This window comes from Acidimicrobiales bacterium (genome assembly GCA_041394185.1).
In the GTDB taxonomy this organism is placed as follows: domain Bacteria; phylum Actinomycetota; class Acidimicrobiia; order Acidimicrobiales; family Poriferisodalaceae; genus JAAETH01.
Window position 1 is genome coordinate 108,078 of record JAWKIQ010000002.1, and the last position, 24,394, is coordinate 132,471.

At 65.4% G+C, this 24,394-nt stretch carries 21 protein-coding genes; 10 read left to right on the forward strand and 11 right to left on the reverse strand.

The genetic code is table 11. The features are described 5' to 3' along the window. Positions 1 to 7 precede the first annotated feature (7 nt). The 5 genes from R2770_08035 to cofE are packed head-to-tail and all read left to right on the forward strand — an operon-like array spanning position 8 to position 5,015. A complete protein-coding gene (locus R2770_08035; GenBank protein ID MEZ5280409.1) occupies positions 8 to 1,063 on the forward strand; it encodes a glycosyltransferase in 1,056 nt (351 codons plus the stop codon). Continuing rightward, complete coding sequence (locus R2770_08040) at positions 1,060 to 2,136, forward strand: glycosyltransferase family 4 protein (GenBank protein ID MEZ5280410.1); 1,077 nt, start codon at positions 1,060 to 1,062, stop codon at positions 2,134 to 2,136. Before R2770_08035 ends, R2770_08040 begins: the two co-directional genes overlap by 4 nt. Beyond that, positions 2,133 to 3,332 (forward strand): glycosyltransferase family 4 protein, encoded by a 1,200-nt coding sequence (locus tag R2770_08045; GenBank protein MEZ5280411.1) that lies wholly within the window; start codon positions 2,133 to 2,135, stop codon positions 3,330 to 3,332. Before R2770_08040 ends, R2770_08045 begins: the two co-directional genes overlap by 4 nt. Before the next feature lie 10 nt (positions 3,333 to 3,342). After that, positions 3,343 to 4,302, forward strand: coding sequence for a 2-phospho-L-lactate transferase (gene cofD / locus R2770_08050; GenBank protein ID MEZ5280412.1), 960 nt, complete (start codon positions 3,343 to 3,345; stop codon positions 4,300 to 4,302). Beyond that, the gene (cofE, locus tag R2770_08055; GenBank protein MEZ5280413.1) at positions 4,299 to 5,015 is read left to right on the forward strand and encodes a coenzyme F420-0:L-glutamate ligase; all 717 of its coding nucleotides are present in this window, start codon (positions 4,299 to 4,301) and stop codon (positions 5,013 to 5,015) included. The genes cofD and cofE overlap by 4 nt, the downstream gene beginning before the upstream one ends. A 20-nt stretch (positions 5,016 to 5,035) precedes the next feature. Here cofE and R2770_08060 read toward each other — a convergent pair whose 3' ends face one another. The 9 genes from R2770_08060 to R2770_08100 form a co-directional block, all read right to left on the reverse strand. Further along, positions 5,036 to 5,962 (reverse strand): GDP-mannose 4,6-dehydratase, encoded by a 927-nt coding sequence (locus R2770_08060; GenBank protein MEZ5280414.1) that lies wholly within the window; start codon positions 5,960 to 5,962, stop codon positions 5,036 to 5,038. A 31-nt stretch (positions 5,963 to 5,993) separates the two neighbouring features. Beyond that, entirely contained in the window at positions 5,994 to 6,995 is a 1,002-nt protein-coding gene (locus tag R2770_08065) for an NDP-sugar synthase (protein ID MEZ5280415.1), read from the reverse strand. A 4-nt stretch (positions 6,996 to 6,999) separates the two neighbouring features. Further along, on the reverse strand, positions 7,000 to 7,632 hold the full coding sequence (locus R2770_08070) for a hypothetical protein (protein MEZ5280416.1): 633 nt from the start codon (positions 7,630 to 7,632) through the stop codon (positions 7,000 to 7,002). Positions 7,633 to 7,779: 147 nt separating this feature from the next. Continuing rightward, entirely contained in the window at positions 7,780 to 9,012 is a 1,233-nt protein-coding gene (locus R2770_08075) for a glycosyltransferase family 4 protein (GenBank protein MEZ5280417.1), read from the reverse strand. 30 nt (positions 9,013 to 9,042) lie between these two features. After that, positions 9,043 to 10,128 carry a glycosyltransferase family 1 protein gene (locus R2770_08080; protein MEZ5280418.1) on the reverse strand — a complete coding sequence of 362 codons (1,086 nt, stop codon included), beginning with the start codon at positions 10,126 to 10,128 and terminating at the stop codon, positions 9,043 to 9,045. Between the two features lie 8 nt (positions 10,129 to 10,136). Then, a complete protein-coding gene (locus R2770_08085) occupies positions 10,137 to 11,270 on the reverse strand; it encodes a glycosyltransferase family 1 protein (protein ID MEZ5280419.1) in 1,134 nt (377 codons plus the stop codon). A gap of 110 nt (positions 11,271 to 11,380) precedes the next feature. After that, positions 11,381 to 12,343, reverse strand: a complete 963-nt coding sequence (locus R2770_08090) for a UDP-glucuronic acid decarboxylase family protein (protein ID MEZ5280420.1) — start codon at positions 12,341 to 12,343, stop codon at positions 11,381 to 11,383. Positions 12,344 to 12,347: 4 nt separating this feature from the next. Then, positions 12,348 to 13,622 carry a UDP-glucose/GDP-mannose dehydrogenase family protein gene (locus tag R2770_08095; protein ID MEZ5280421.1) on the reverse strand — a complete coding sequence of 425 codons (1,275 nt, stop codon included), beginning with the start codon at positions 13,620 to 13,622 and terminating at the stop codon, positions 12,348 to 12,350. A gap of 56 nt (positions 13,623 to 13,678) precedes the next feature. Next, positions 13,679 to 15,226, reverse strand: a complete 1,548-nt coding sequence (locus tag R2770_08100) for an LCP family protein (GenBank protein ID MEZ5280422.1) — start codon at positions 15,224 to 15,226, stop codon at positions 13,679 to 13,681. A 104-nt stretch (positions 15,227 to 15,330) separates the two neighbouring features. Between R2770_08100 and R2770_08105 the strand changes: the two genes are divergently transcribed. The 5 genes from R2770_08105 to R2770_08125 are packed head-to-tail and all read left to right on the forward strand — an operon-like array spanning position 15,331 to position 22,296. Beyond that, on the forward strand, positions 15,331 to 16,173 hold the full coding sequence (locus tag R2770_08105) for an aminotransferase class IV (GenBank protein MEZ5280423.1): 843 nt from the start codon (positions 15,331 to 15,333) through the stop codon (positions 16,171 to 16,173). Then, positions 16,170 to 17,342 (forward strand): FkbM family methyltransferase, encoded by a 1,173-nt coding sequence (locus tag R2770_08110; GenBank protein ID MEZ5280424.1) that lies wholly within the window; start codon positions 16,170 to 16,172, stop codon positions 17,340 to 17,342. The genes R2770_08105 and R2770_08110 overlap by 4 nt, the downstream gene beginning before the upstream one ends. A 39-nt stretch (positions 17,343 to 17,381) precedes the next feature. Beyond that, entirely contained in the window at positions 17,382 to 18,719 is a 1,338-nt protein-coding gene (locus R2770_08115; GenBank protein MEZ5280425.1) for a methionine biosynthesis protein MetW, read from the forward strand. Beyond that, positions 18,716 to 19,882 carry a glycosyltransferase family 4 protein gene (locus tag R2770_08120; GenBank protein MEZ5280426.1) on the forward strand — a complete coding sequence of 389 codons (1,167 nt, stop codon included), beginning with the start codon at positions 18,716 to 18,718 and terminating at the stop codon, positions 19,880 to 19,882. The genes R2770_08115 and R2770_08120 overlap by 4 nt, the downstream gene beginning before the upstream one ends. Beyond that, entirely contained in the window at positions 19,882 to 22,296 is a 2,415-nt protein-coding gene (locus R2770_08125; protein MEZ5280427.1) for a glycosyltransferase, read from the forward strand. Before R2770_08120 ends, R2770_08125 begins: the two co-directional genes overlap by 1 nt. A gap of 7 nt (positions 22,297 to 22,303) precedes the next feature. Here R2770_08125 and R2770_08130 read toward each other — a convergent pair whose 3' ends face one another. Then, positions 22,304 to 23,557 carry an ABC transporter ATP-binding protein gene (locus R2770_08130; protein ID MEZ5280428.1) on the reverse strand — a complete coding sequence of 418 codons (1,254 nt, stop codon included), beginning with the start codon at positions 23,555 to 23,557 and terminating at the stop codon, positions 22,304 to 22,306. Beyond that, entirely contained in the window at positions 23,557 to 24,363 is an 807-nt protein-coding gene (locus tag R2770_08135; GenBank protein MEZ5280429.1) for an ABC transporter permease, read from the reverse strand. The genes R2770_08130 and R2770_08135 overlap by 1 nt, the downstream gene beginning before the upstream one ends. Positions 24,364 to 24,394: the final 31 nt, after the last annotated feature.

The window sequence follows — 24,394 nt, forward strand, 5'->3', positions numbered from 1 at the left end:
GATCGCGATGGCCGTCGTCCACCAGTTCCTCCCCACGCTGAGCCCCCGCGATGCCGTGGGCAACAGCACCCTCGAGCTCCACCAGCTATTGCTCGACATGGGGCATGACGCGCGCCTGTACGCGGCCAACATCCACTGGGAGCTGATGAACATCGCACGTCCGCTCACCGAGCTGCCAGACGACGAGAACTGGTGCATCTATCACCATTCGATCGGCGGAGTGGCCGGAGACGCGTACGAGGCCAGGCTCGGCGGACGCATCCTCGTCTACCACAACATCACTCCCATCGAATTGCTGGAGCGATGGTCGGGCGACGTCGGCGCCGAGATAACGCTGGGGCGCGACCAGCTGTCGCGGTATGCGTCGATCACAGACGTCGCTGTGTGCGACTCCGACTACAACCGCCACGAAGTCGACGTTCTGGACTATCCGAACACGACGACAATCCCGGTGATGTTCGAACCCGGACGCCTACAGCACGTCGATGCGACCAAGCCGAACGGGTCGCCCACCCGGGTGTTGTTCGTGGGCCGCCTGGCGCCCAACAAGGCCCAACACGAGCTGGTCGCGATGCTGTCGGTGCTGCGGCAGAGGCACGATCCGCTCGCCGAGCTCCACCTGGTGGGGTCGGCGACCTTTGGCTCGTACGCCCAGGCGATGAAGGACTATGTCGAACATCTGGGTCTCGAGAGGGCGGTCAAGATCCACGACGGGGTCAGCGACGACGAGCTGGCGTCCCAGTACGCGCTGGCCGACGTGTTCGTATGCGTGTCCGACCACGAAGGGTTCTGTGTGCCCCTGATCGAGGCGATGCACCACGGCGTCCCGGTTATCGCATTCGACTCGACGGCCGTTGCCGGGACCCTCGGCGATGCCGGCCTGTTGCTTACGTCCAAGTCACCCGACATCGTCGCCGATGCCGTTGCCAGGGTCGTCAGCACTCCCGATCTGGCCCAGCAGATGCGCACCAGGGGTCGATCCAGAGCAGAACACTTCAGCCTGGACAACACCAGGAGGGCCTGGACAGAGGTAATCGAGGCGACGATCGGCGCAGCACGATGAGCGCCCTGCGCACCATTCGCCAGTTCGTACCAGCCGTTTACCCACGAGACGCGGTGGGGGGCCAAGTTCTGAGGCTTTCGCGCGAGCTGGGGTTGCGCGGATTCGACGCACCCGTGTTCGTCGAGGAGACCAGGCCCGAGACCGCTGCGCACACCCGGCCGGTTTCGACGCTGGGGCCTGTCGACCCGCACGCGGTGAACGTGTACCACATGGCCACGGGCTCGGCCGTCGTCGAAACCCTCATCGCCAGGTCCGAGCCGCTGGTGACGGTTCATCACAACCTGACCCCGCTCGAGCTGATGGCACCTTGGGACCCAGAACAGGTCCACCAGCTGACCCTTGCTCGTCGCCAGCTCGAATCGCTGGCGCGTTCCAGTCGGCTGGGAATCGGCGACTCCGAATACAACCGCCTCGAACTCGAGCGACTCGGGTTCGCGTCTACTGCGGTGGCGCCAATCGTGTTCGATCCGCCTTCGGTCTCGCGTGCCGAACACTCGGGCGGTCGCAACTCAGAGGTCGTCCTGTTCGTAGGCCGAATCGCTCCCAACAAGGCCCAGCACGACCTGATCAAAGCGATTGCGCTCCTGGTGCAGCAGCGTCCGTCGGTGCAGCTCAGACTGGTCGGAGCCTCGGCATCCGACCGCTACAAGACCGCTCTCGAGCGCATGGTGGCCGGGTTGGACCTGGCTCGAAACGTGGTGTTCGTCGGCCCGGTCGACGATGCACAACTCGAAGTCGAGTACGCGCAGGCCGACGTGTTGTGCTGCCTGTCAGACCACGAAGGCTTCGGCGTTCCGCTGATCGAGGCGATGGCCAGACGCCTGCCCGTTGTGGCGTACGCGTCGTCGGCTGTGCCAGAAACCGTCGACGGCGCCGCCCTGCTGCTGCCGGTGAAGGATCCGGCGACGGTCTCCACCGCTCTCGACCGGGTGCTGGGCTCGCCAGAGCTGGCGGCTTCACTAGCCGCAGCCGGCAGCCGGCGAGCCGAGGCATTCTCGGCCGACAGGGCGGTCGACGCCTTCTTGGCCGCACTCGAATTGCTCGATGCTGTGACCTCGGAGGACGCTCTATGAAGCTCGGCATCGTGGTACCCCGCTACGGCGACGACGCCGTCGGCGGCGCCGAAAAGGCGATGCGCATGATCGGCGAGCGCCTGGTGGCCTTCGAGGGCTGGGAGGTCGAGGTGTTCACCACGTGCGCCCGGTCGGCCATCACCTGGGAAGACGTCGAGACACCGGGCCTGTCGAGCTTCAATGGTGTGACGGTCAACCGGTTCGAATCGAAGTCGGGCCGCGACCCCGAATGGCACCACATCGCTACGCGCGTCGACTACTCGCCCACCAGCCTCGACGCCATCGGCGAGGCGATGTTCGTCGACCAGCAGGGTCCGGTGTGCCCAGACGTCATCGAAGCCGCCGAGGCGTCCGACGCCGACCTGATCGCGTTCTCGCCCTACCTGTTCTGGCCCTCGATCCGCGGTGTACCCATCATCGGAAAAAGAGCGATACTGCACGGCGCCGCCCATGACGAGGCCGCGCTGCGCCTCGACCTGGTCCAGCAGATGTACACCGCCGCTGGCGCTCTGTCGTACTACACCGACGCCGAACGCGAGTTGGCCGAACGGTTCTTTCCCGTCGTACACAAGCCGAGCGTCACGCTGGGCCTGGGAATCGACGTGCCAGACGACCAGGGCGATGTCGACGAGGCCAGGGATCGCTTCGGCCTGTCCGACAGGCCCTACGTCGTGTGCGTGGGGCGTGTCGAGAACGGCAAGGGTGCCCGTGCCCTCGACGCGTTTTTCCGCGAGTACAAGCGGCGCCGTCCGAGCCCCCTGGCGCTGGTGTTCGTAGGACCCGCCAGCGAGAAACTCGACCCCCATCCCGATGTGGTGATGACCGACGCCGTCGACGAGGCGACCAAGTGGGCGCTGGTGCGCGGTGCCGAAGTGTCGATATCGCCCTCGGCGATGGAGTCGTTCTCGATGGTGATCCTCGAGGCCTGGCTGGCCGACACAGCGGTGTTGGTGAATGCCCAGTGCGGGGCAACCGTCGAGCACGCCCACCGAGCCCGCGGCGGATTGTGGTTCGGCGACTACCCCACGTTCGAGGCCGCGCTCGATCGGCTGATGGGCGACCCGGACCTCAGAGCCCTTCTGGCGGCCAACGGCAGGCGCTACACCGAGCAAGTATTCGCATGGGAAGCGGTGATAGGTCGCTACGTAGCGTTCTGCGAGACGGTGTTGTCTGGCCTGCGAGCCGGCGGCGCGTAGGCTCCCAGCCGTGCAATCCGACTCGGTCGTAACCATCGCCGGTGGCGTCGGCGCCGCCAAGTTCCTTCGCGGTCTGGCGCTTCATCGCGGCGACGCGTTTCGCGACGACACCGCCATCGTCAATGTGGCCGACGACTTCGTGCTGCACGGCCTACGGATCTGCCCAGACCTGGACACCGTTACCTACACCCTCGCCGGGCTGGTCAATCCCGAAACCGGCTGGGGACGCGCCGGCGAGACGTGGACTGTCAAGGAAGAGCTGGAGAGGCTTGGCGGCCAGACCTGGTTCAGCTTGGGCGACCGCGACCTGGCCGTGCACTTGTACCGCACCCAACGCACCGCCGACGGGGCTGGCCTGGCCCAGATCACCTCCGAAGTCACCGCTGCGCTGGGGCTGCGAACCACGGTTCTGCCCGCCAGCGAACACGCGATCCAGACCATGGTCGCCGTCGAGGGAGAGGGCGAGATCTCGTTCCAGGACTATTTCGTCGCCCGCCGGCACAGCGTCGCGGTCGACGCCGTTCGGTTTGCAGGCGCTGACACCTCGTCGCCGGCGCCCGGTGTGCTCGATGCCATCGCCAACGCCCACAGCATCGTGATCGCGCCCTCGAACCCCATCGTGTCGATCGGTCCGGTGCTGGCAGTGCCCGGCATCCGCGAGGCCCTGGTCAGCAGGAGACAACACGTGGGGGCGATCTCACCGATCGTCGGGGGCAAGGCCCTGAAGGGCCCGGCCGACCGGATGCTGGTCGAGTTGGGTCACGAGCCGACGGCACTGGGAGTAGCGCACATGTACCAGCCGTTCGCCTCTTCGCTGGTGATCGACGAGATCGACGCGGCCCTCGCCGAGCCCATTCGCGAGCTGGGCATGACGTGTGTCTTCACCGACACCATCATGTCCGAGCCCGACGTGGCGGCAGCCTTGGCGGCAACCACGCTTGCAACCATTCAAGGACGGAGGTCGACTTGACCGGCGCACTTCAGATCTTCCCCATCGCTGGCATCCCCGAGATACGGCGGGGCGACGACATCGCCTCGGCCATCGTCCAGGCATGCGAACAGACCGAGCATGGCCTGCTCGACGGCGACGTGCTGGTGGTAACACAAAAGATCGTGTCCAAGGCCGAGGGAGCCATGGTCGAGGTGGACCCGTCCGACCCGCTCAGCCACAAGCCGATAGTCGAACGAGAGTCGGTGCGCATCCTGCGACGTCGCGGTGACCTCATCATCAGCGAAACCAAACACGGTTTCGTGTGCGCCAATGCCGGCATCGATCTGTCGAACGTCGACCGCGGCCAGGCCGCCCTGTTGCCCGAGGACTCCGACCGATCGGCGCGGCGAATTCGCGACCGTCTGATGGGCGTGCACGGCGTGGATACGGCCGTCATCATCTCCGACACGTTCGGAAGGCCATGGCGCCGCGGTCTGACCGACGTGGCCATCGGTTGCGCAGGCATCGGCGCCATTCTCGACCTGAAGGGCACCAACGACTCACTGGGCCGCGAGCTGCAGGTCACCGAGGTTTGTGTCGTCGACGAGTTGGCTTCGGCGGCAGATCTGGTGTGCGGCAAGGCCACCGGTGTGCCCGTGGCCCTGATCCGCGGAGTCGATCGCTCGTGGTTCAGGACGTCGTCGGTGGTGGACGAGATCGTCAGAGCCCCCGCCGAAGACCTGTTTCGCTGACCTGGGACCGAGCTGGTCGCTCAGCGCCTGGCCAGCTCGACCAACTCAGCCAGGCCCTCGTCGACTTCGACGGCCGGCCGCCATCCGAGGCGCCTGTACGCCTCGTCGGTCGGGAATGCCAAGCCTGCCCGGTCGAGGCGCCTGGCCGGACCGAATGCCGGCTCGATCTCGCGGTCGACCAGTTCGCACACCGCCTTGGCCACATCGAGCACCCGGGTCAGACGACCGGTACCAACCGCCACGATCGCGCCGGCGTCGATGTCGGACGCCTTGACGATGGCGTCGACGGCGTCGCGCACATGCAAGAAGTCGCGCGCCTGTTTGCCGTCGCCGTGAACCACAGGCGCCTCGCCCGCCAGCGCACGCTTTACGAAGCTGGCGACACACGGCCCGTTGCCGGTAGCGGCCTGACGGGGTCCGTAGACGTTGGACAGCGCAACCACGCGGCAGTCGAGGCCATAGACATCACCATGTACCCGCATGTAGTCGACCTGCGCCTCGACCGCTATGTGGCTCGGCATGGTCGGAGCCTGACCGACGATGGTGCGACCGGTTACGTCAGAGTCACGTCTGAACAGCCCCTGAACCGCCAGCCCGATACGGGCGATCTCGTGCATGCGCACCGCCTCGAGCACGTTGAGCGTGCCGAGCACGTTCACGTCGGCGTCGAAGACCGGATCGTGTAGTGAACCAGGACGGTCGACGTGGCCGGCGAGATGCCAGATCAGATCGGGCTTGCGATGGCCCACCAGATCGACGAACTCGGGGACCCGAACATCGATCTTGTGGAAGCTGAGACCGCCTGCAGATCGCGCCTGGGCGAGATTGGACAAACTCCCGACCGAGAGGTTGTCGATGGCGTCGACCTGGTGCCCATCGGCTATGAGCCGATCGACCAGGTGCGAGCCGATGAACCCGGCTGCTCCGGTGACCATCACACGTGCCATGCGACCCCCGCCATCGACATGCTTGCCACTGTCACTCCGGCGGCGGAATACGTTCCGCGGCCACTCGCCGGCCGGCCTCGATGTGTTGTCCGGCGCCGATGACCGACCCGTCGACGATCTCGGCCCCGGCGCCCACGACGACGCCGTCCATCAGGATCGAGTCGGCCACCACGGCGTCGACTCCGACCGAAACCTCGTTCATGATCACCGAACCCGAAACCGAGGCTCCAGATGCGATGGTCGAGCCTGTTCCGACAACACTTTCGACGACTCGTGCAGAATCGGCTACGTCGCCTTGGACCGCCACCGCGGACGCGCCCTGCCGCCTTCCGGTGATGACGTCGAGGTTGGCCCTGATGTAGAGCTCGGGCGTGCCGGTGTCGAGCCAATAGGTATCGGCAGCCATGGCGTACAGCGAGCCACGCTCGACCAGTGCCGGAAAGGTTTCGCGCTCTATCGACACCTGGCGACCCTCGGGAATGGTGTCGATGACAGAGGGCTCGAGAACGTAGGTACCGGCGTTGATGAAGTCGGTGGGAGCCTCATCTCGTGGAGGTTTCTCGACGAAGGCAACGACCCGGCCGTCGTCGTCGGTGGGCACCACTCCAAAGGCCGACGGATCGTCGACGCGCTGCAGCGCGATGGTGCCCTCGGCGCCGGCGTCGCGATGGAACTGGATCAGCGCACCGATATCGAGGTTGGTCAGGACGTCTCCGTTGAGAACCAGGAAGGTCTCGTCGACCCCGGCTTCAACGGCGGCGAAACGGACGGCTCCGGCGGTACCGAGCGGCTCGGGCTCGGTCACATAACGCAGCGCGACGCCGGCGCACACCTGATCGGGGTAGGCCTCTACGAAGGCGTCGGGTCGGTATCCCAGACTCAGCACGACCTCGTCCACTCCGAAGTCGCCAAGCCGGCCCACCACCCACTCGATCATGGGGCTGCCGGCGATGGGCAACATCTGTTTGGGCCTGGAGAGGGTGAGCGGCCGAAGCCTGGTGCCGAACCCGCCGACCAGTACCAGAGCCTTCATGCGATCAGCCTTCGGAGGTGTCGGTGGTTTCGGTCGACTCGTCGGCCACGATGGGCTCCTCGGCCGGCGGATCGCCATCGATGTAGTCGTCGAGCAGCGTGGTGTCAGGACGCAGGGCGTCGTAGTCGAGGTCGGCGTCCTTTTCGACGAGAGCAAACGTGAACAGCTGACCCTCGTTCGGATCGTTCTGGTCGAAACGCACGGCGCCCAGACCCTCGGCGATGACCAGCGGCCGCTCGGTGTCGGCCCTGACCCACTTGAGGATCAAGAGCTCTGACTCTTGGTCGTTGCAGAGCGTCTCAGCCTCGTTGACGTCGATGCCGTTGATGCTGAGCCTGGTGTCGCTGATGACGCCACCGCTCTCGAGGAAGAACGTGCCCACGGTGGCGTTCAAGCCGGTTGCGGCATCGACCGTCGGCGCTATGTGGATCAGTCCGTCACCGCGGGTGTGTATGCCGAATTCGATGTTGGTGTCGGCGGGGATGGGCTCTTGCACCTCGCCGCAGATGTTGACCGAATAGGCCGAATGCCAGTGATCCGAGGTTGTTGGCCTCTCGTCGGGGATGCCGGCGTTGCGCTCGCGCCAGGCGAGCACGATGAACAGCGTTCCGATGAGGACGACAACCGCCATCCCCACGGGAAAGAAGATTGGGCGGTCGCCGGGCCTTGATGCCTTCGGAGCGCTTGTGGCAGCAGCTCGCGCGACCTTGTTGACAGATGAGGACTTGGCCATACGGCGCTCCAAGTTACCGCCTGGCAACCCCGGGCATGCGCGGCACGTCTCTTAGCGCCCAGAAGTACCACCGGCGAGTCGTTCGAACAGCTTCTCGTATTGCTCGGCGATCGCGGCCGGCGAGTACAAACCCTCGACATAGGAGCGGGCATTTCGGCCGGCGGCGCGGCGCTGCTGAGCGTCGTCGACCAGTGTTGTGACAGCCTCGATGAAGGCCTGCTCGTTCTCGGGGGGTACGGCAACGCCTGCACCGGCCTCGGTCACCATCTTGGCCACCTCGCTGCCCTCGTCCACCGAAGCGATCAGCGGGCGACCTGCGGCAAAAACCGAGTAGGTCTTCGAAGGAACCGACGATGCAGACAGTCCGCTCTTGAGCAACACCAAGTGAATGTCGCCGGCGGCCAATACCTCTGGCAGGCGCTCCTTGGGCTGCAGGTCGACGAAGGTGATGTTGCGCAGACCCGACGCCGCTTGCTCGACGGCCGCCCTGCCGCTGCCACCACCGTTCACCACGAAGTGCACATCGTCGCGCTGGCTGAACGCCCGGGCGGCTGCGACCACCAGCTCGAGCGGCTGGGAGTATCCGATGTTGCCGGCATACATGACCACCGTTGCGTCGCCAACGCCCAGCTCTTCGCGATAGCGGTTGTGACGGTCTGCCGGAACGATGTCATCGGTCAGCACGAAGTTGGGTATCACCTCCAGCTTCGCGGGGTCGGTCTTGGCTGCCAGGTTCGAGCGCAGGTCTTCGGACAACACCGTGACCGCGTCGGCCCTGGCATAGGTGAACTTCTCCAATGCCGAGAGGGCCCCGATTACCTTGGGACTGGTTACTGCACCGGTCTCTACCAAGACGTCGGGGTAGACGTCCTGGATGTTGAACACGAACGGAGACCTTCTGGTCAGCGAGGCGATCCACCCAGCGAGACCCAGGGTCAGCGGGGGTGACATCGCCAGGACGACGTCGGCTCTGGACCCCCACACGGATCGCAGCGTCGCCAACGCGGTGAAGCCCCCGAACGACAGAGCCCGACGAATGAGGTTGTTCTTGTCGGGTGCCGGGAACGGGTGCAGCCGTGTGATCTTGCCCCAGTCGACGACATCGGTCTGAACGAGACGCCCGGTCCAGCCGGAATCGACCCGATGGTGGAGATACCAGGGAAGGGCCGTGAACACGTGCAACTCGTGGCCGCGTGCCGCCAACTCGTGGACGATGCGGGTCATCACCTCGCCCGTCGGGGCAACGTCAGGCTCGAAGTGAGGGCAGATGACGACGATCTTCATAGCGGAGCCTCGACCGTATCCCAGTACGGCTCAGCGATTGCGACACGCAACCAGAGCTTGAACCAGCTGAGGCGTCACGGCCTCGGTCGTGAACGCCTTGGCGCGCACCTGACCACGCTCGGCCAGCTCGGCGCCCTGACCATCGATGATTCGGTCGAGCGCGGCTGCCCAGGCCCCAACGTCGAGCGGATCGACCAGAACCGCAGCATCGCCAACGACTTCGGGAATCGCCGCGGCCCGCGATGCCGCCACCGGCACCTTGCGCACCATCGCCTCGACCAGGGGAGCACCGAATCCCTCGTACAACGACGGGCACGCCATCACCGACGCAGTCGCCCACCAGCGTTCCAGCTCGGCGACAGGCACACGACCCAGACGCTTGACGCGATCGCCCAGTCCGAACCGCTCGACTTCGGCCCTGATGGCGTTCTCGCTCGATGCGCTGCCACCGGTAAGCACCAAGGTCGCCTCGTTGCGCATCACCGCAAGGGCGCGCACCAACGTGACGTGGTTCTTGTGCGGGTAGGTGATCGCCGGATACAGGATCACCGGACGGTCGACGTCGAAGGGCACGGCCTGTGTCGGCGGCGCATCGATCGGATGAGGCACAACCGCTGCCCTGTTCGGGTCGAGACCGAATGCACCGGACAAGCGGTCGATCACATAGCGCGTGGGTGCCATGACCATGTTGGCCTGGGACACGCCTCGCGGTATTTGGGCCTTCAGATACGCGAGCTTCACGCGCGAGAAGTTGCGGGGATAGGTCAGATACTGGACGTCGTGTACCAGCAGGGCCGGGTTGAACCCTGGCCGAACCGGCATGGTTCCCCCGGCGTGGAACGCCACGTCGACACCATCGCGAGCCATCCGCGTCGCCAGCCAACTCTGTTCGGAGGCCACTCGCCGAAAGCGGTTGGCGCCCGACACGGGTGCTTCGACGGTGCGAAACGCCGTTGCCAGCTGGGGGTATGCCAGCACGAAAGGTTCCAAGACATAGAGCGTCGGCTCGATCGAGTTCTGGTTGACCAGGCCGGCGAGCAGGCGCGTCAGGTACTCCTCGCTTCCCCCTACCTCACCGGGCCGGAGCCAGGTCAGGTTGATTCCCACCTTCAACATCGGGCTGCTCACCTCTTGGCCACTTCGCGGTACGCGGCGAGAGTGGCGTCCATGTGAGCATCCCACGAATGGGCGGCGAGTTGGGTGGCAGCCGCGTCACGCAGATGGTCCCTGAGGGCTGCGTCGTCGACCACCCTGCGGATGCCTGTGGCAATGTCGTCGACGGAGGCGGGGTCGACCAGCACGCCCGCTTCGCCGGCTACTTCGGCTGTTGCGGTACCGGAGCTGGTCACCACCGCAGCTCCGGCGCCGAGAGCTTCCAGAACCGGCAGCCCGAACCCCTCGGCCAGGCTGGGGTAGATGAAGGCCAGGCACTGCTCGTAAAGGGCCGCCAGCTCGCCGTCTGTGACGGCTCCGAGTGGCCGCACGGCGGCCCGCACCTCGGGATCGAGGTCGTCGAGCAGTTCGGCAATGGACATCTGCCAGCCCACCGGCCCTACCAACGCCAGCACGACACCCTCACGCGCCAGGCCGGTCTTGGCGTAGGCGGCGACGAGCCGCCCCAGGTTCTTCCTGGGCTCGGCGGTGCCCACCGACAACAAGAACGGCGTATCGAGCCCGAAACGCTCGGCGATGTCGGGCCGGTCCGGGCCGGTCGGGTCCAGCCGACGAGCCGCCAGCGGAACCAGGCGCGCTTTGGCCTCGGGCAATCCGGCGGCCACGGCCGCTGCCAGGGTGGTCCGCGAAGAACACAAGACGACAGATGCGTCGCGCGCCACACGATCGAACATGCGCTGGTACAGGCGACGAGCCCGAGCCGGGAAGTCGCCGGGCCGCTCTGCCCACGCCAGGTCGTGCAGCGTGACCACCACCGGAACCCGAGACGAGGTAGGGGCCAAGAGCATCGGCGAATGGAGCAGGTGCGCGCCCTTGCCTGCGACGTCTGGCCTTCCCGATCGAGACCACGCCTCGTACAGCGCAGGGCGAGGCAACAGGGTCTGTCTAATGCCCGCCGCATCGACGCGGGCCGCCAGCTTGGTGCCGTCCTCGGCCGCACCCGAGCGCGATATCTGTCGGGCCCTCACCGCGTCGACTTCGACCTCTGACGCGGCGCGCAGCCGCTCGAGCAGTTCGAGGGTCACCACGCCAGTGCCTCCGGGAACGCGATGCCAGAGCGGTTCTGCGACGAATGTGACCTTCATGTCCTGGTGAGCCTGGATCGGCGGCGCGGCACGCCCGCGATGCTGCCACGGCTGAGCCGCCCTGAGCGTTCAGCCCCTGTGTTCGAGCCGAATTCTCCTAGGCCACGTGCTCAGACCAACTCGCCACGCATCCACTGGGCCGTGCGGGCGATCCCGTCGCGCAGGTCGACCCGCGGCTTCCAGCCCGTGATCTCGCCTATCAACGAGATGTCTGGTTGTCGTCTGGTCGGGTCGTCCTGTGGCAGTTCCTTGAACGACAGCGGCACCGGGCTGGACGTGACCTCGCGGACCACTTCGGCCAACTCCAGCATCGAGAACTCGCCAGGGTTGCCCACATTCACGGGCCCGACATAACTCGACCACAACACGCCGACGATGCCCTCGATCAGGTCGTCCACATAACAGAAGCTGCGCGTTTGCGATCCGTCGCCGAACACGGTCAGGGCCTCACCCCGCAGCGCCTGGGCCAGGAACGACGAAACCACACGTCCGTCGTCTGGACGCATCCGCGGCCCGTAGGTGTTGAAGATACGGACTATGCGCACATCGATCCCGTGCGAGCGGTGGTAGGCCATCGTCATCGCCTCCGCGAACCGCTTGGCCTCGTCGTAGCAGCCGCGCAGCCCCACCGGATTGACGTTGCCCCAGTACGTCTCTGTCTGGGGGTGTTCATCGGGGTCGCCGTAGACCTCGCTGGTGCTCGCCAGCAAGAACCTGGCGTTCTTCTCGCGTGCCAGACCCAGAGCGTTGTGGGTGCCGAGGCTGCCGACCTTCAGGGTCTGGATCGGGAGTTCCAGGTAGTCGATGGGCGACGCGGGCGAAGCGAAGTGCAAGACGATGTCGACCTCGCCCGGTACCCACAAGAAGTTGGTGACGTCTTGGCGTACGAATCGGAACCGGTCGTGACCGAAGAGGTGTTCGATGTTGGCAACGCTGCCAGTGACCAGGTTGTCGATGGCCACGACGGTGTGCCCGTCGGCGACCAGAGCGTCACACAGATGAGAGCCCAGAAACCCGGCACCGCCGGTGACGACGATTCGACAGGGCAGATGCTGCGCGGCTCTGGTGCTCACCCGCTCAGGCCCGCCCGAGCGACTTGATTTCGATCCCGGCCTTGCGAGCGGCAGCGGCATCCAGCACGTTGCGACTGTCGTAGATCTTGGCCGAGGTCATGACCTCTGCAATCTTTGCGAAGTCGAGCCAGCGGAACTCGTCCCACTCGGTCAGCACAACCAGGGCATCGGCACCCTCGGCGGCAGCGTAGGCAGACTCGGCGACACGTATTCCGTCGAGGTCCCGGTGAACGGCTGGATCGTGGGCCACGACGTCGGCTCCGCGTTCGCGCAACCTGGCGATGACCTCGAGAGCCGGCGAATCGCGCAGGTCGTCGGTGTTCGCCTTGAAGGTGAGGCCGAGTGCGGCAATGCGCTTCCCGGCCAGATCACCGCCGACCATCTCGGCAACCCGGTCGGCAACCCGCGAGAACTGCTGGCTGTTGGCCTCGATGACACCGCGCAAGAACGCGAAGTCGTAGCCGGCCTGGTCGGCGATGTGCACGAGGGCTCGGGTGTCTTTCGGGAAACAAGATCCGCCCCACCCGGGTCCGGGCTTCAGAAACTGGCTGCCTATCCGCGGATCGGTGCCGATTCCGAGGACTACGTCGTTGATATCGGCGCCCACGGCCTCACAGACGGCCGCCATGGCGTTGACGAACGAGATCTTGGTGGCGAGGAACGAGTTCGCCGCGTACTTGATGGTCTCGGCCGAAGCGGGGTCGGTGACGATCACGGGTGCGGTCAGCCCGAGAAACAGCGAGGCCACCTTGACTGCGGTAGGCCGATCGTCGGTGCCGATAACCACGCGGTCGGGGTTGAGGAAGTCGTGCACCGCCGAACCCTCGCGCAAGAACTCGGGGTTGGACACCACGGTGACGTCGTCGCGCTTGAGCGCCTGCTCTACGACCAGGGTCGAGCCGACGGGCACCGTCGACTTGTTGACGACCACCGATCCTGAAGGAAGAACCGGAGCGATCTCGGCTGCCGCGGCCTCGATGTAGCTGAGGTCTGCCGAGCCGTCCTCGCCCTGGGGAGTCGGCACACACAAGTACGCGAACTCGCAGTCCTTGGCCGCCTCGGCTGCACCCACGACGAACCGAAGCCTGCCCTCGGCCATGCCATCGCGGACGAGTTCGTCGAGGCCGGGCTCGAGAATCGGGATCTCGCCGCGATTCAGGCGTTCGATCTTGGACTCGTCGATGTCAGCGCACACCACATCGTGTCCGATGTGGGCGAAACAGGCACCCGTGGTCAGGCCCACGTAGCCGGTGCCGATCACCGCAATCTTGCTCATCATTCTCTGTACCTCAACAGGAAGCTTCGTCTCGCCCGGTCGGCCTCGCCAGGCCTCGTTCAAGGTCTTGGCGCATCGCAGTCGAACTCAAACTCCGAGACCGCAGGTGTGGTCGTGGTCGCGGCCTGCGAATCGTCGGCAGTCGTGGTGGTCGTCGGTATCGGTTGTGCCACAGCGGTCAGGGGCCTCGGCACGGCCAATACCTCGGGCGCCGGGCCGGACCACTCGAGAACCACCTGGTCGGCTGCCAGCGACGTGTCCGCCACGAAGTCGACTGCGAAGTCCAGGTAGGCGGCAACGAGGTTCGCAGCATCGGTACCCCCGATGCCGTACCTGATGGCTACACCTTCGACACCGTCGGCTGCGGCCCACTGCGTGCCGATCTCGAAGCCCAGGCCTGCAAGATCCGAAGCGACCTGGTCTTGTCCGTCGGCACGGATCGACACCTCGACGCGCTTGGGCACGACGGCATCGACGGGAATGCCGCGGAAGATGTCGAGGATGCGCTGGTTGTTGTCGTTGTCGACCAGGCCCAGCCGGTATTCGTTGTTGCGGCTGGCATCGACGGGAAGGTCGAACACGTCGAGGGTCATGGTGACCAGGTCTTCGTCTTCGAGATCGCGGAACCAGGTGGCCAGGTCGCGGCCGTCGCCGACGATGCTGAAGCTGTTGGACACCGCCAGCTCGTCTGCCGCGATGTCGAGCACCTCGAGCAACAGGCCGGGGTCGGACACGACATCGGACACCGCCTGGTCGACCATCTGCCTGACAAAGTCCTGCTGGCGCTCTATCCGGTCGAGGTCGGCTCGGGGGCTCATGCTGACCCACGTGCCGTCGAGGCGCTGCTGCACCAGTTCGTTTCGCGACCGCACCCAGAACAGCGCCGTCCGGCCGTCGAGCAGCTGCCAACCGCCACTCTTGATGTCGAGGCCTGTGCGGGGGTTGGTGGTGGGGCCCGCGAAACACACCTCGACCCCTCCCACTGCGTCGACCAGACGCTGGAAAGCGGCCAGGTCGACCTCGACATAGTGCTGGAGTGCGATGTCGAAGTTGTCCTCGACAGTGTTGATGAGGCGCTTGACCTGATCCTCGTACGGCTCATTGAAGTTGAATGCCGAATTGATCTTGAGCCTGCGCTGCGTGTCCCAGATGTCGACCTCGAGATCGCGCGGAATCGACAGCAGGTAGGCAGCCCCGGTCGCCGGCTCGAGACGAAGCACCATGATGGTGTCGGCCAGGTGATTGCCCAAAGCGTCGTCGCGCCCGATGAGGGCCGGATCGTCGGGATCGAGGTCTTCGGCGTTGTCGGAGCCGACGATCAGATAGTTCTCGGGCGGGCCAGCGGGGCGCGGCGCCTGGGTAGTGGTCGAGGCGCCAGACATCGCCTCCGGAGTCAGGATGGTCAGCGAACCCGCAGACACCATCGTGGTCTCGGTGGCAGCGGTCAACTCCGACGAGACATCGAGGCGATCGACCGCGCCCAGCTTTTGGGCCGCGTAGCCAAGAGTCACCGCGCCCAGGGCCAGAACGGTGATCAACACGGTGTTGATGGCCAGCACCAGGCGTTGGGCTGGGGTTCTGGTCCATCGAAGTCGCTGGCGGGGCACGAAGCCGAACGTACCAGCGCCATCCCAAAACGAAAGGTCGCCAAGCCGTTCTTAGGGAACGCTTTGCACACGGTTCAACTTGGCGTAGGGGGTAACTTCGAGGCGTGGCAACCGAATCGATCTGGATCGACGACAAACTCGTCGACGCGTCAGAGGCCAACATCGGCTTCTCCGACCACGGCATCACGGTGGGTGATGGCGTGTTCGAGTCGATCGGTGTGGTCGACGGCAGCCCGTTCGCACTGCAGCGGCACCTCGACCGGCTGCGACGCTCGGCGCGGGCCATAGGCCTCGACATCGGCCGCGACGACGATCTGTTGCGCCTGGCCGTCAATTCGGTGATCGAAGCCAACGACGCCGTCGGCGTGATCCGCATGACGGTCACCGGAGGCAGCGGGCCGATGGGTTCGGCTCGCGGCGACGGACCCCCGAGGTTGATCGTGGCCGCTGCACCACCCAGAGGCTGGGCCGAGACCACCACGGTCATAACCGTCGAGTGGACGCGCAACGAACGAAGCGCCCTCGCCGGGGTCAAGTCGACCAGCTACGCCGAAAACGTCGTCGCTCTGGCGCGGGCCAAGGAAGCGGGCGCCACCGAAGCCCTGATGTCCAACACCAGAGGCCAGTTGTGTGAGGGCACCGGAACCAACATCTTCGTCGAACTCGACGGCAGGCTGGCCACTCCCCCGCTCGACTCGGGATGTCTGGCCGGCGTTACTCGGGCCCTGGTCATCGAGGGGCTCGCTGCCGGCGGGGTCGAGGTACTCGAGGTGGCGATCCCGTTCGAACACCTGCAGGAATGCACCGAAGCGTTCCTCACCTCGTCTACCCGCGATGTTCAGGGCATCTCGGCCATCGACGGGCGCGCGATCGCGGCACCGGGGCCGCTGACCAGGCTTGCGACACAGGCCTTGGCCGACGTCAGAGCAGGGAACATCGATCCATGATCAACCGAGCCAAGGTCACCGCGGCTCGATTGGTCCAGCGGCTGCCCGAACCCGTCAGGGCCCGCCTGAGAGGCCTCGTTCGTGGTGCGCCCAGCGTCGCCTCGGCCCAGCAGAACGGAAGCGAGGCGCCCTCACAGCCAGACCTGACGGCAGCCTCACCCAGCGACGACAAGATGACCCACGCCGACATCGTTGCGGCGTATCGGCTGTTCCACGGCCGGCAGCCAGACCCAGCAGGACTCGACTTCTTCTCCGCTCACGTCGGCCAGTGGTCTGTGCGCCAGATGTTGCCGTATTTCGCCCACTCCGACGAGTTCCGCAACAGCGACACCTACCGCGTGTTGTTGGGCGGCGTGTCGGGAGATGAGTTGATCGAGGTCGACCGCGGCGATCACCGCCTGCTGGTTCCCTCTGGCGATGGCGCCATCGGACAGGTCCTGATCGACAGCGGCACATATGAACCCCATCTGCTCGAGGCCTTGCAAACGGTTCTGGAACCCGGCGGCACCTTCGTCGACTGCGGGGCCAACATCGGCATCATCACCATGACAGCCGCAGCAGCTGTCGGGCCCACCGGTCGAGTGGTGGCGTTCGAGGCCTTGGCCAACAACGCGAACCTCGTTCGGCTGAGCGCGGCGCTGAACGGATTCGACCATGTCACGGTTCACCACGCGGCGGTGGCCGACCGACCCGATGTGCTGGTGATCGACACCGCCGCTGGTTCCAACGGCATCGTCAACGGCCCGCTGCGGCTGGCTCTGGCCAGGTCGAGCCCTGAAGTGCTGGCCAGGCGCAACCTGGTTGGGTCGGTCAGGCTCGACGACGCTTTGGCCGGCGTCGACGCCCTCGACGTCTTGAAGATCGACATCGAAGGCGCGGAGGGTTTGGCAATCGACGGCGCAGCAGGTGTCATCGACCGGTTCGAGCCGGTGGTGTTCCTCGAGTACTCACCCGACCTGGTCGAGAGAATCTCGTCCCGGTCCGGAGCCGAGCTGATCGCGTGGTTCACCGATCGTGGATATCGGGTGACCGTATTGGACGACAACTCAGCAGGCCTCGAAGCTGCAGACCTCGACACGGCCCTCAAGAAGGCCGGGCTCGACCATTTCGACCTCAGGCTCGATCCGCCGCGGCTGGTACAGCACGACCCTGCCGCAGCCATTCGGTAGCCTGCGGTCACACAAGACGACCGCGACAGTGGAGACCAGATGGCCGGCAACGATCGAGTGATCGCCGAGATGCAGGAAGCGATCGACCAGCCCGACCACAACCAGTCAGAGTCGGCGGCCAACAGCCGCCGCATGCACACCGCCACCGAAGCCGCGTCCGCGCTGGCCGGCGCCGGCTTCGCTGCGCCCACCGGGCGTGCGGTCGGGGTGAAGAAGGTGATCAGGCGGGCGGTCGACGCAAGCAGCGCAGTAGGCCAACAGGACCAGCTGAACCGCCAAGTGGCCGACGCGCTGACGGCCATGCGACACCTCATCGACCGCTTCGACCTGCGCCTGGCGGCGCTGGAGGCGAATTCGACCGCGACCTGGAGTGCCATCAACGACCTCGACAACAAGCCGTCGGACAATGCGGCCCTGCGGGCCTCGCTGGCGTCGCACGACATACTCATCGACGAGTTGAGCAAGTCGCTGGCATCGGTGACCGACGAGCTCGAATCGATCGCCGGCCGGGTCGAGGCCAATGGGTCCACCGGAAGTTCAGTGGGCGAGTCGCTGGACTCGCTGCGCAGTGCCCTCACCAAGGTGGCCGGCACGGTCGAGACCCTTCGCGGCGACACCGCACTGACCCGCTCACATCTCGACCTTCTGCTGGCCGACACCCGCTCGCCCGCCGGTCACCCGGGGCGCACCGCCGAAGAGGTCGCGCGATGGCGCCAGAGCGAACTCTATGCACGCTTCGAGTCGCGCTTTCGGGGCACCCGAGACCAAGTGCTCGCATCGCTCGAGCCATACTCCGATGTCGTCGAATCTCTCGGGTCGCAAGGCCCGGTTCTCGACATCGGGTCCGGGCGGGGCGAATGGTTGGGTTTGCTCCAGTCCAAGGGCGTGCTGGCGTACGGCGTCGACACCAACTCCGATTTCGTCGAAGGGTGTCGCGAGCGGGGGCTCGACGTCCGCCTCGAGGATGCGCTCGAACACCTCACCTCGATACCCGAGGGTTCTCTCGGCGCGGTGACCGGCTTTCACATCGTCGAACACCTTCCTATCGAGACGTTGGTCAATCTGGCCAACCTGTGCATGCTGGCGATCGCCCCAGGCGGCACGGTCCTGTTCGAGACGCCCAATCCGACAAACCTCAGGGTCGGTGCCGCCGCCTTTTACCTGGACCCCACCCACCTTCGGCCGCTGCACCCCGACCTGCTCCAGTTCATACTGACCGACTGCGGCTTCGTCGACGTCGAGGTCAGATTCCTGCACCCGGCGCGAGACGTCCCCGAGTTCGAGGACGAACTCCAGCGCGAGTTCTCGTGGTCGCTGTTCGGACCGCAGGACTATGCGGTCATCGCCACCAGGCCAGGGGCGCCGGTCGGGTCATGATCGTCGGGTTCGCCAAACCCGACTGGGGGGTCACCGGCGGTTTCGAGGTGGTCCTCGACAGGCTCGCCGATCACTTGACCGCTAACGGCCATTCGGTCGTCTGGCTCACGGTGCCCGGCACGGTCGACGACCATTCGGGCGATCCGGTGGCACGGTCCGAACATCCCGAGTTCTTCGACTACAGCTCTCTGGTGTCGCGATTCGGCGCCGTCGACGCTTCGGGCGTCGACGTTGTCGTAACCACCCAGCCGGGCAGCTGGGCGGTCGACCATCCCAGGAAAATTGCGCTCTTCTATCACCACCAGCGAATCTTCTACGACCTGTCCGGGTCGCATCTGCAGGCTTCGGGGAAGGATCCTGAGATACACGAAGAGGCGTGCAGGCTGGTTCGCGAACTCGACTCCCGCCATTTCGGCACCGTGGAACACTTCCTGGTTCCGTCGCACACGGTCGAAGACCGCCTGATTCATTACTCGGGCATCGATCCTTCCCGGATGTCGCTGTTCCTCGCCGGCCCTGTGTTCGGCCCTGAGGTCGCGCCCGACCCCGACCGAACCCGCGACACCGTGGTTTGTGTCAGCCGCAGCGAGTTCACCAAGCGAACCCAATTGTTCGTCGCCGCGGCCCACGAGGGTTTCGATGCGCCGGCGGTGTTGATCGGTGGAGGGGGTCAGCTGCCTACGGTGCGCCGGTACGCCGCCGAGATGGCCGCCGGGGTGACCGTCGCCGAGCGCGCCTGGGATGCCACGCCGGTCGCAGAGCGAGTCGAGGTCGTCGTTCCAGAGCTGCCGGTCGACATCGTCGGCAGGCTCTCCGACGACGACCTGCGGTCGCAATATTCGCGGGCTGTGTGCCTGGTGGCCCCGGCTCTGAACGAGGATTACGGACTGACCGTTCTGGAGGCGTTTGCCTTCGGGGTGCCTGTCGTGGTGTGCCGCGACGGGGGCGGTCTGGTCGAGTTCGTCGACGATGGTGTCAACGGATTTGTCGTCGACCCCGAGCCCGAGGCAGTCGCCAACGCGGTGCGCCTCCTCACGAACGACGCCAACCGCCTGCAGACGATGTCGCTGGCCGCGCGGGCCACAGCCGAGCGCTATACGTGGCAGCAGGCGCTGGATACGTTCGACAAGGCGCTCATAGGCCCGACCGCGAGCGCCGCCTGATGAAGATCGGGGTCGTAGCACCAGCACCTGTTCCCTACACCAGGGGCGGTTTCGAGCGGTTGTTGTCCGGCTTGGTCAACCATCTGAACGAGGCCACCGACCATCAAGCCGAGTTGGTCAAGCTGCCATTCCCCGAAACGACGTTGCACGAGGTGATCGCCGGATATCGCAACTTCGCGGGCCTCGACGTGTCGGGATTCGATCTGGTGATCACAGCCAAGTACCCGGCGTGGATGGTCGACCATCCAAATCAGATCGTCTACCTGTGCCACACGCTGCGCGGCCTCTACGACACCTACCCCGACAGTTTCCCAACCTCGGTCGATTCCACGTGGGGCATCGACGACCTGGCCGAGCGACTCGATCGAGCGGTCGCATCGAGGAGTCGACTCGGCGAGCTATGGGCGATCTATGACGAGGCGGTCGCGCGCCTCGGAGCCGACCACCCTGCGTTCGGCCACCCGGGCCCGTTGGGGCGCAAGTTGGTGCACAAGCTCGACCGCATCGGCATGGGCGCCGCCCGCCGTCACCTGGCCATCGCCCAAACCGTCGCCGACCGTCCCGGGTACTTTCCACCCGGTGCCCACGTCGAAGTGGTGTTCCCGCCCACCGACCTTCCCGCCCAGCCTCGGACCGTCGACGGCACCTACTTCTTCACCGCGAGCCGACTCGACGCCCCCAAGCGCCTCGACATGGTGATCGAGGCCTACCGCGCATCGGCAGTCGACGTTCCACTGAGAATCGCAGGCTCTGGTCCCGAGCGCGATCGCCTGCAAGCGGCCGCCGCAGACGACCCACGCATCGAGTTCCTGGGCTTCGTGCCCGACGAGGATCTCCCAGACCTCTACGCAGGTGCCATCGCAGTGCCCTTCGTGCCCGATCGCGAAGACTATGGCCTGATAGCGCTCGAGGCATTGGCCAGCGGCACACCGGTCATCACCTGCACCGACAGCGGCGGCCCGACCGAACTGGTCTCCGACGGAACAACCGGCGTCGTGGTCGAGCCCCAAGTCGATCAGCTCGCAGAGGCGTTCGAGAGGCTCGCAGCCAATCCAGATCAAGCGCGAACGATGGGGCTGAACGGATGCCAAGAGATGTCGGGCATCACCTGGAGCCGTCTGTCAGCGCGGCTGCTAGGCCCCCGACGCAGCGTCTCGAAGGTCGCCTCTGGTCGCGACGTGCCGGCGCGCACGGGCAAGCCGCTGCTGGTGGCCCTCAGCACCTTCGTATCCCACAACCCGCGCGGTGGGGGCCAGCTGCGTGCCCTTCACCTGTACCGCGCCCTCACCAGCCGCTTCGACGTCCACCTGCTGTCGTTGGCGCCCACCGGGGCCCAAGAAGGCACGGTGGTCACATCACCAGGCTTCGCCGAGACCTCTGTCGCGCGCACTTGGGCGCACAGCGACGCCGAGAACGAGGCTGCCGCCCAGATAGGCGTACCGGCCAACGATCTCGTCGGAGGGTCTGCGATAGCGCTCACCCCCAGGTATCTCGCTGAGCTCTCGACACTGCTTGGCCAGGCCAGCGCCGTGATCTTGTCGCACCCGTACATGGCGCCAAGCCTGGACCTCGTCGGCTGCTCTGTGCCTGTCGTCTACGACGCTCACAACGTCGAGGTGAGGCTGAAAGACACCGTCTATCCACGCTCAGCAGCCGCTGACGCGGCCGTCGCCCAGGTGCGCCAGGTCGAGCTCGATGCCATCTCGCGTTCTGTCTTGGTCGCATTGTGTTCGACCGAGGACGAGGCCGTAATGCGCTCGGTGTACGGCGCCCTACCCCCCACCGTTGTGATAGCCAACGGCACGAAGGTCGACGAGATCCCGTTCGCCACAGGGGTCGAGCGCATCGCCAACCGCACGGCCTGGTTGAGGTCGGCGGGCTTTGCTGCCGACAAGCGCATAGCGCTGTACCTGGCCAGTTGGCACCCGCCAAACCTCGAGGCCGCCGAACAGATACACGCCATGGCACCCGAGTTGCCCGATGTGTTGTTCCTGATGATCGGCAGTCATGTCGACTATTTCGCAGGCAGACGCCTGCCCGAGAACGTTCTGCAGATCGGCCTGGTCGGCGACGCAACCAAGCGCGTGCTGCTGTCCAGCGCCGATCTGGGAGTGAACCCGATGGCCACCGGGTCGGGCACCAACCTCAAGCTGGTCGAGTACCTGGCATCGGGTTTGCAGACGGTGACGACGGCAACCGGTGCCCGCGGGCTTCCAGATTCCGAGCTGTTCACGACCTCGGATCTGCCCGGTTTCGCGGCAGCCATCGAGGCGGCCATCGCCACAGACCACGATGCTGCTGCCAGCATCGATCGTGCGGTGCGGGCACGGGCCATGATCGAGGAACAGTTTGCATGGCGGGTGTTGGGCGAGCGTCTCGCAGATGCCGTGCAACGAGCCGTCGTCGACGGCTAGCCACCCGTCAAAGGCTGTCGACGTGGTGGGCCTCGAGCGGATAGAACTCGCCGCCCGAAACCGTCAGGCCCCGGAGTGAGTTCGCGCCAACGACTTTGAGGTCGATCAGGCGTTTGCACTTGTCGAGGGTGTGCAGACCGTCTCGGTCGGTCACCTCGACCCCCACGAAGTAGTGCCCAGGGGTCAGCCTCACGTCTTCCATGACGAAGTCGATGAAGCCCTGCCCGGGTGCCACGACTCCCGTATCGATTTGGCCCTGTGTGGTCCCGCCGAAGATGTGCGATCCGTTCTCGTGGAACACGTCGACGGTTATCACCGGAGACTCGACGGTTTCGGCTGCGTCGTACCACAGCCTCATGCGTCCTGGCTGACCGGTGGTGAAGTGGGGGATGCGTTCGATGCCCGGGTTCAGGTAGTCGATGTGGAATACGCGCACCTCACCCGAGCCGGTGTGCTCGCCGACCACCTCGACCGTGCGCTCGGCGTCGCGCTCGATCATCTCGGCCGTCCGCCGCTGATTCTCCTCGGAGTTCACCCGGTCGAGATACGAGTTGCAGACCTCCGACGCGGGACCCATCTCGAGGAGCCGCCCATGATCAAGCCATGCCGCCTGCTCGCAGATGCTCTCGACCAGCCCCAGCGAGTGCGACACGAAAACGATGGTGACCCCGTCTCGCCTCAGGCCGTACATGTGCTCGAGGCAACGACGCTGGAATTCCTCGTCGCCCACGGCCATGACCTCGTCGACCAGGAGGATCTCGGGCTCGACATGAACCGCGACGGCGAACCCGAGCCGCACGTACATGCCGCTCGAGTAGACCTTCACCGGTTGGTCGATGAACGCCTCTAGGCCCGAGAACTCGACTATGCGATCGAGGTTGCGGTGCATGTCCTTGCGGCTGAGGCCCAGCATCGCACCGTTGAGGTAGATGTTCTCGCGCCCGGTCAGGTCCGGATGGAACCCCGAACCCAGCTCGAGCAGAGCCGAGATACGACCTCGCGAAGTGATTGACCCCCTGGTGGGCTGATGTATGCCCGCCATGAGGCGAAGCAGCGTCGACTTGCCCGATCCGTTGTGGCCGATCAGCCCAAAGGTGGTGCCGGTCGGAATCTCGAGGCTGACGTCACGCACCGCCCAGAACCCGCGCTCGGGGTTGCGATCCCTGCGCGTGGTGAACAGCTCTTTCAGGCTCGACGCCCTGTCCTGCTGCAACAGGAAACGCTTCGAGACGTTGTCTACGACGATGGCTGGTTCAGACATCACAACTCCTCTGCGATGTCGACCGAGCGCTTGACGAAGTAGGTCCAGCCGACGACGAACACCACCGCGCCGACGATCCCGATACCCAGTAGCCGAGCGGGCGACGAGAACTGGCCGAAGTAGGTCGCGTCACGCACCGCCGCCACGAACTGTGCCAGCGGATTCATCTCGATGATGTTTCGCAGCGGCAGACCCCACCTCGACTCGGGAACGATGCTGCCCGGATAGACGATGGGCACCAGGAAAAACAAGACGTTCAGGGCCACACCGACGAGATATTTCACGTCGCGGAAGTGGGCGTTGGCGATGCTGAGAACAAAGCCGATACCGAGACCAAATGCCGTGAAACACAGCAAAACGTATGGCAGCTGCAGCATGGCCCACGATGCGTTGCCGATGCCGATCATGATGACCAGCAAGATTCCGGCCTCGATCAGGCTCTGCACCGCGCCGGCCACGGCACCCCCGAATATCGCGGCGTCGGCAGGAAAGCTGATCTTGCGCAACAGTTCGGCCACCGCGTTGAGCCAATCCATGGGCCCGTTGACCATGGTTGCGAACAGGGTCCATGGCACAAGACCGCTGAAGAGGTACAGGGCGAAGGTCTTGGAGCCGTCACCGGCAGGGGGTGGCTCGGCCCGGAGAATCACAGAAAAGACCAACGTGTAGATGAGGATCGTGGTCATCGGATTGATCAACGACCACAGCCAGCCGAGCAGGCTGCGCCGATAACGCGACTTGAGCTCTCGCTGGGCGAAGTTGGCAACCAGGGGACGACTGTCCCAAATGGTCTGGAATTGAGACATCGATAGACGAGCGTTCCTCTTGGGTCAGCGT

Excerpts from the sequence above, each read along its gene's own strand:
- R2770_08035 (MEZ5280409.1), top strand. The coding sequence starts at position 8 with ATGGCCGTCGTCCACCAGTTCCTCCCCACGCTGAGCCCCCGCGATGCC.
- R2770_08040 (MEZ5280410.1), top strand. The coding sequence starts at position 1,060 with ATGAGCGCCCTGCGCACCATTCGCCAGTTCGTACCAGCCGTTTACCCA.
- R2770_08045 (MEZ5280411.1), top strand. The coding sequence starts at position 2,133 with ATGAAGCTCGGCATCGTGGTACCCCGCTACGGCGACGACGCCGTCGGC.
- R2770_08060 (MEZ5280414.1), bottom strand. The coding sequence starts at position 5,962 with ATGGCACGTGTGATGGTCACCGGAGCAGCCGGGTTCATCGGCTCGCAC.
- R2770_08065 (MEZ5280415.1), bottom strand. The coding sequence starts at position 6,995 with ATGAAGGCTCTGGTACTGGTCGGCGGGTTCGGCACCAGGCTTCGGCCG.
- R2770_08075 (MEZ5280417.1), bottom strand. The coding sequence starts at position 9,012 with ATGAAGATCGTCGTCATCTGCCCTCACTTCGAGCCTGACGTTGCCCCG.
- R2770_08080 (MEZ5280418.1), bottom strand. The coding sequence starts at position 10,128 with ATGTTGAAGGTGGGAATCAACCTGACCTGGCTCCGGCCCGGTGAGGTA.
- R2770_08085 (MEZ5280419.1), bottom strand. The coding sequence starts at position 11,270 with ATGAAGGTCACATTCGTCGCAGAACCGCTCTGGCATCGCGTTCCCGGA.
- R2770_08095 (MEZ5280421.1), bottom strand. The coding sequence starts at position 13,622 with ATGATGAGCAAGATTGCGGTGATCGGCACCGGCTACGTGGGCCTGACC.
- R2770_08110 (MEZ5280424.1), top strand. The coding sequence starts at position 16,170 with ATGATCAACCGAGCCAAGGTCACCGCGGCTCGATTGGTCCAGCGGCTG.
- R2770_08115 (MEZ5280425.1), top strand. The coding sequence starts at position 17,382 with ATGGCCGGCAACGATCGAGTGATCGCCGAGATGCAGGAAGCGATCGAC.
- R2770_08120 (MEZ5280426.1), top strand. The coding sequence starts at position 18,716 with ATGATCGTCGGGTTCGCCAAACCCGACTGGGGGGTCACCGGCGGTTTC.
- R2770_08125 (MEZ5280427.1), top strand. The coding sequence starts at position 19,882 with ATGAAGATCGGGGTCGTAGCACCAGCACCTGTTCCCTACACCAGGGGC.
- R2770_08130 (MEZ5280428.1), bottom strand. The coding sequence starts at position 23,557 with ATGTCTGAACCAGCCATCGTCGTAGACAACGTCTCGAAGCGTTTCCTG.
- R2770_08135 (MEZ5280429.1), bottom strand. The coding sequence starts at position 24,363 with ATGTCTCAATTCCAGACCATTTGGGACAGTCGTCCCCTGGTTGCCAAC.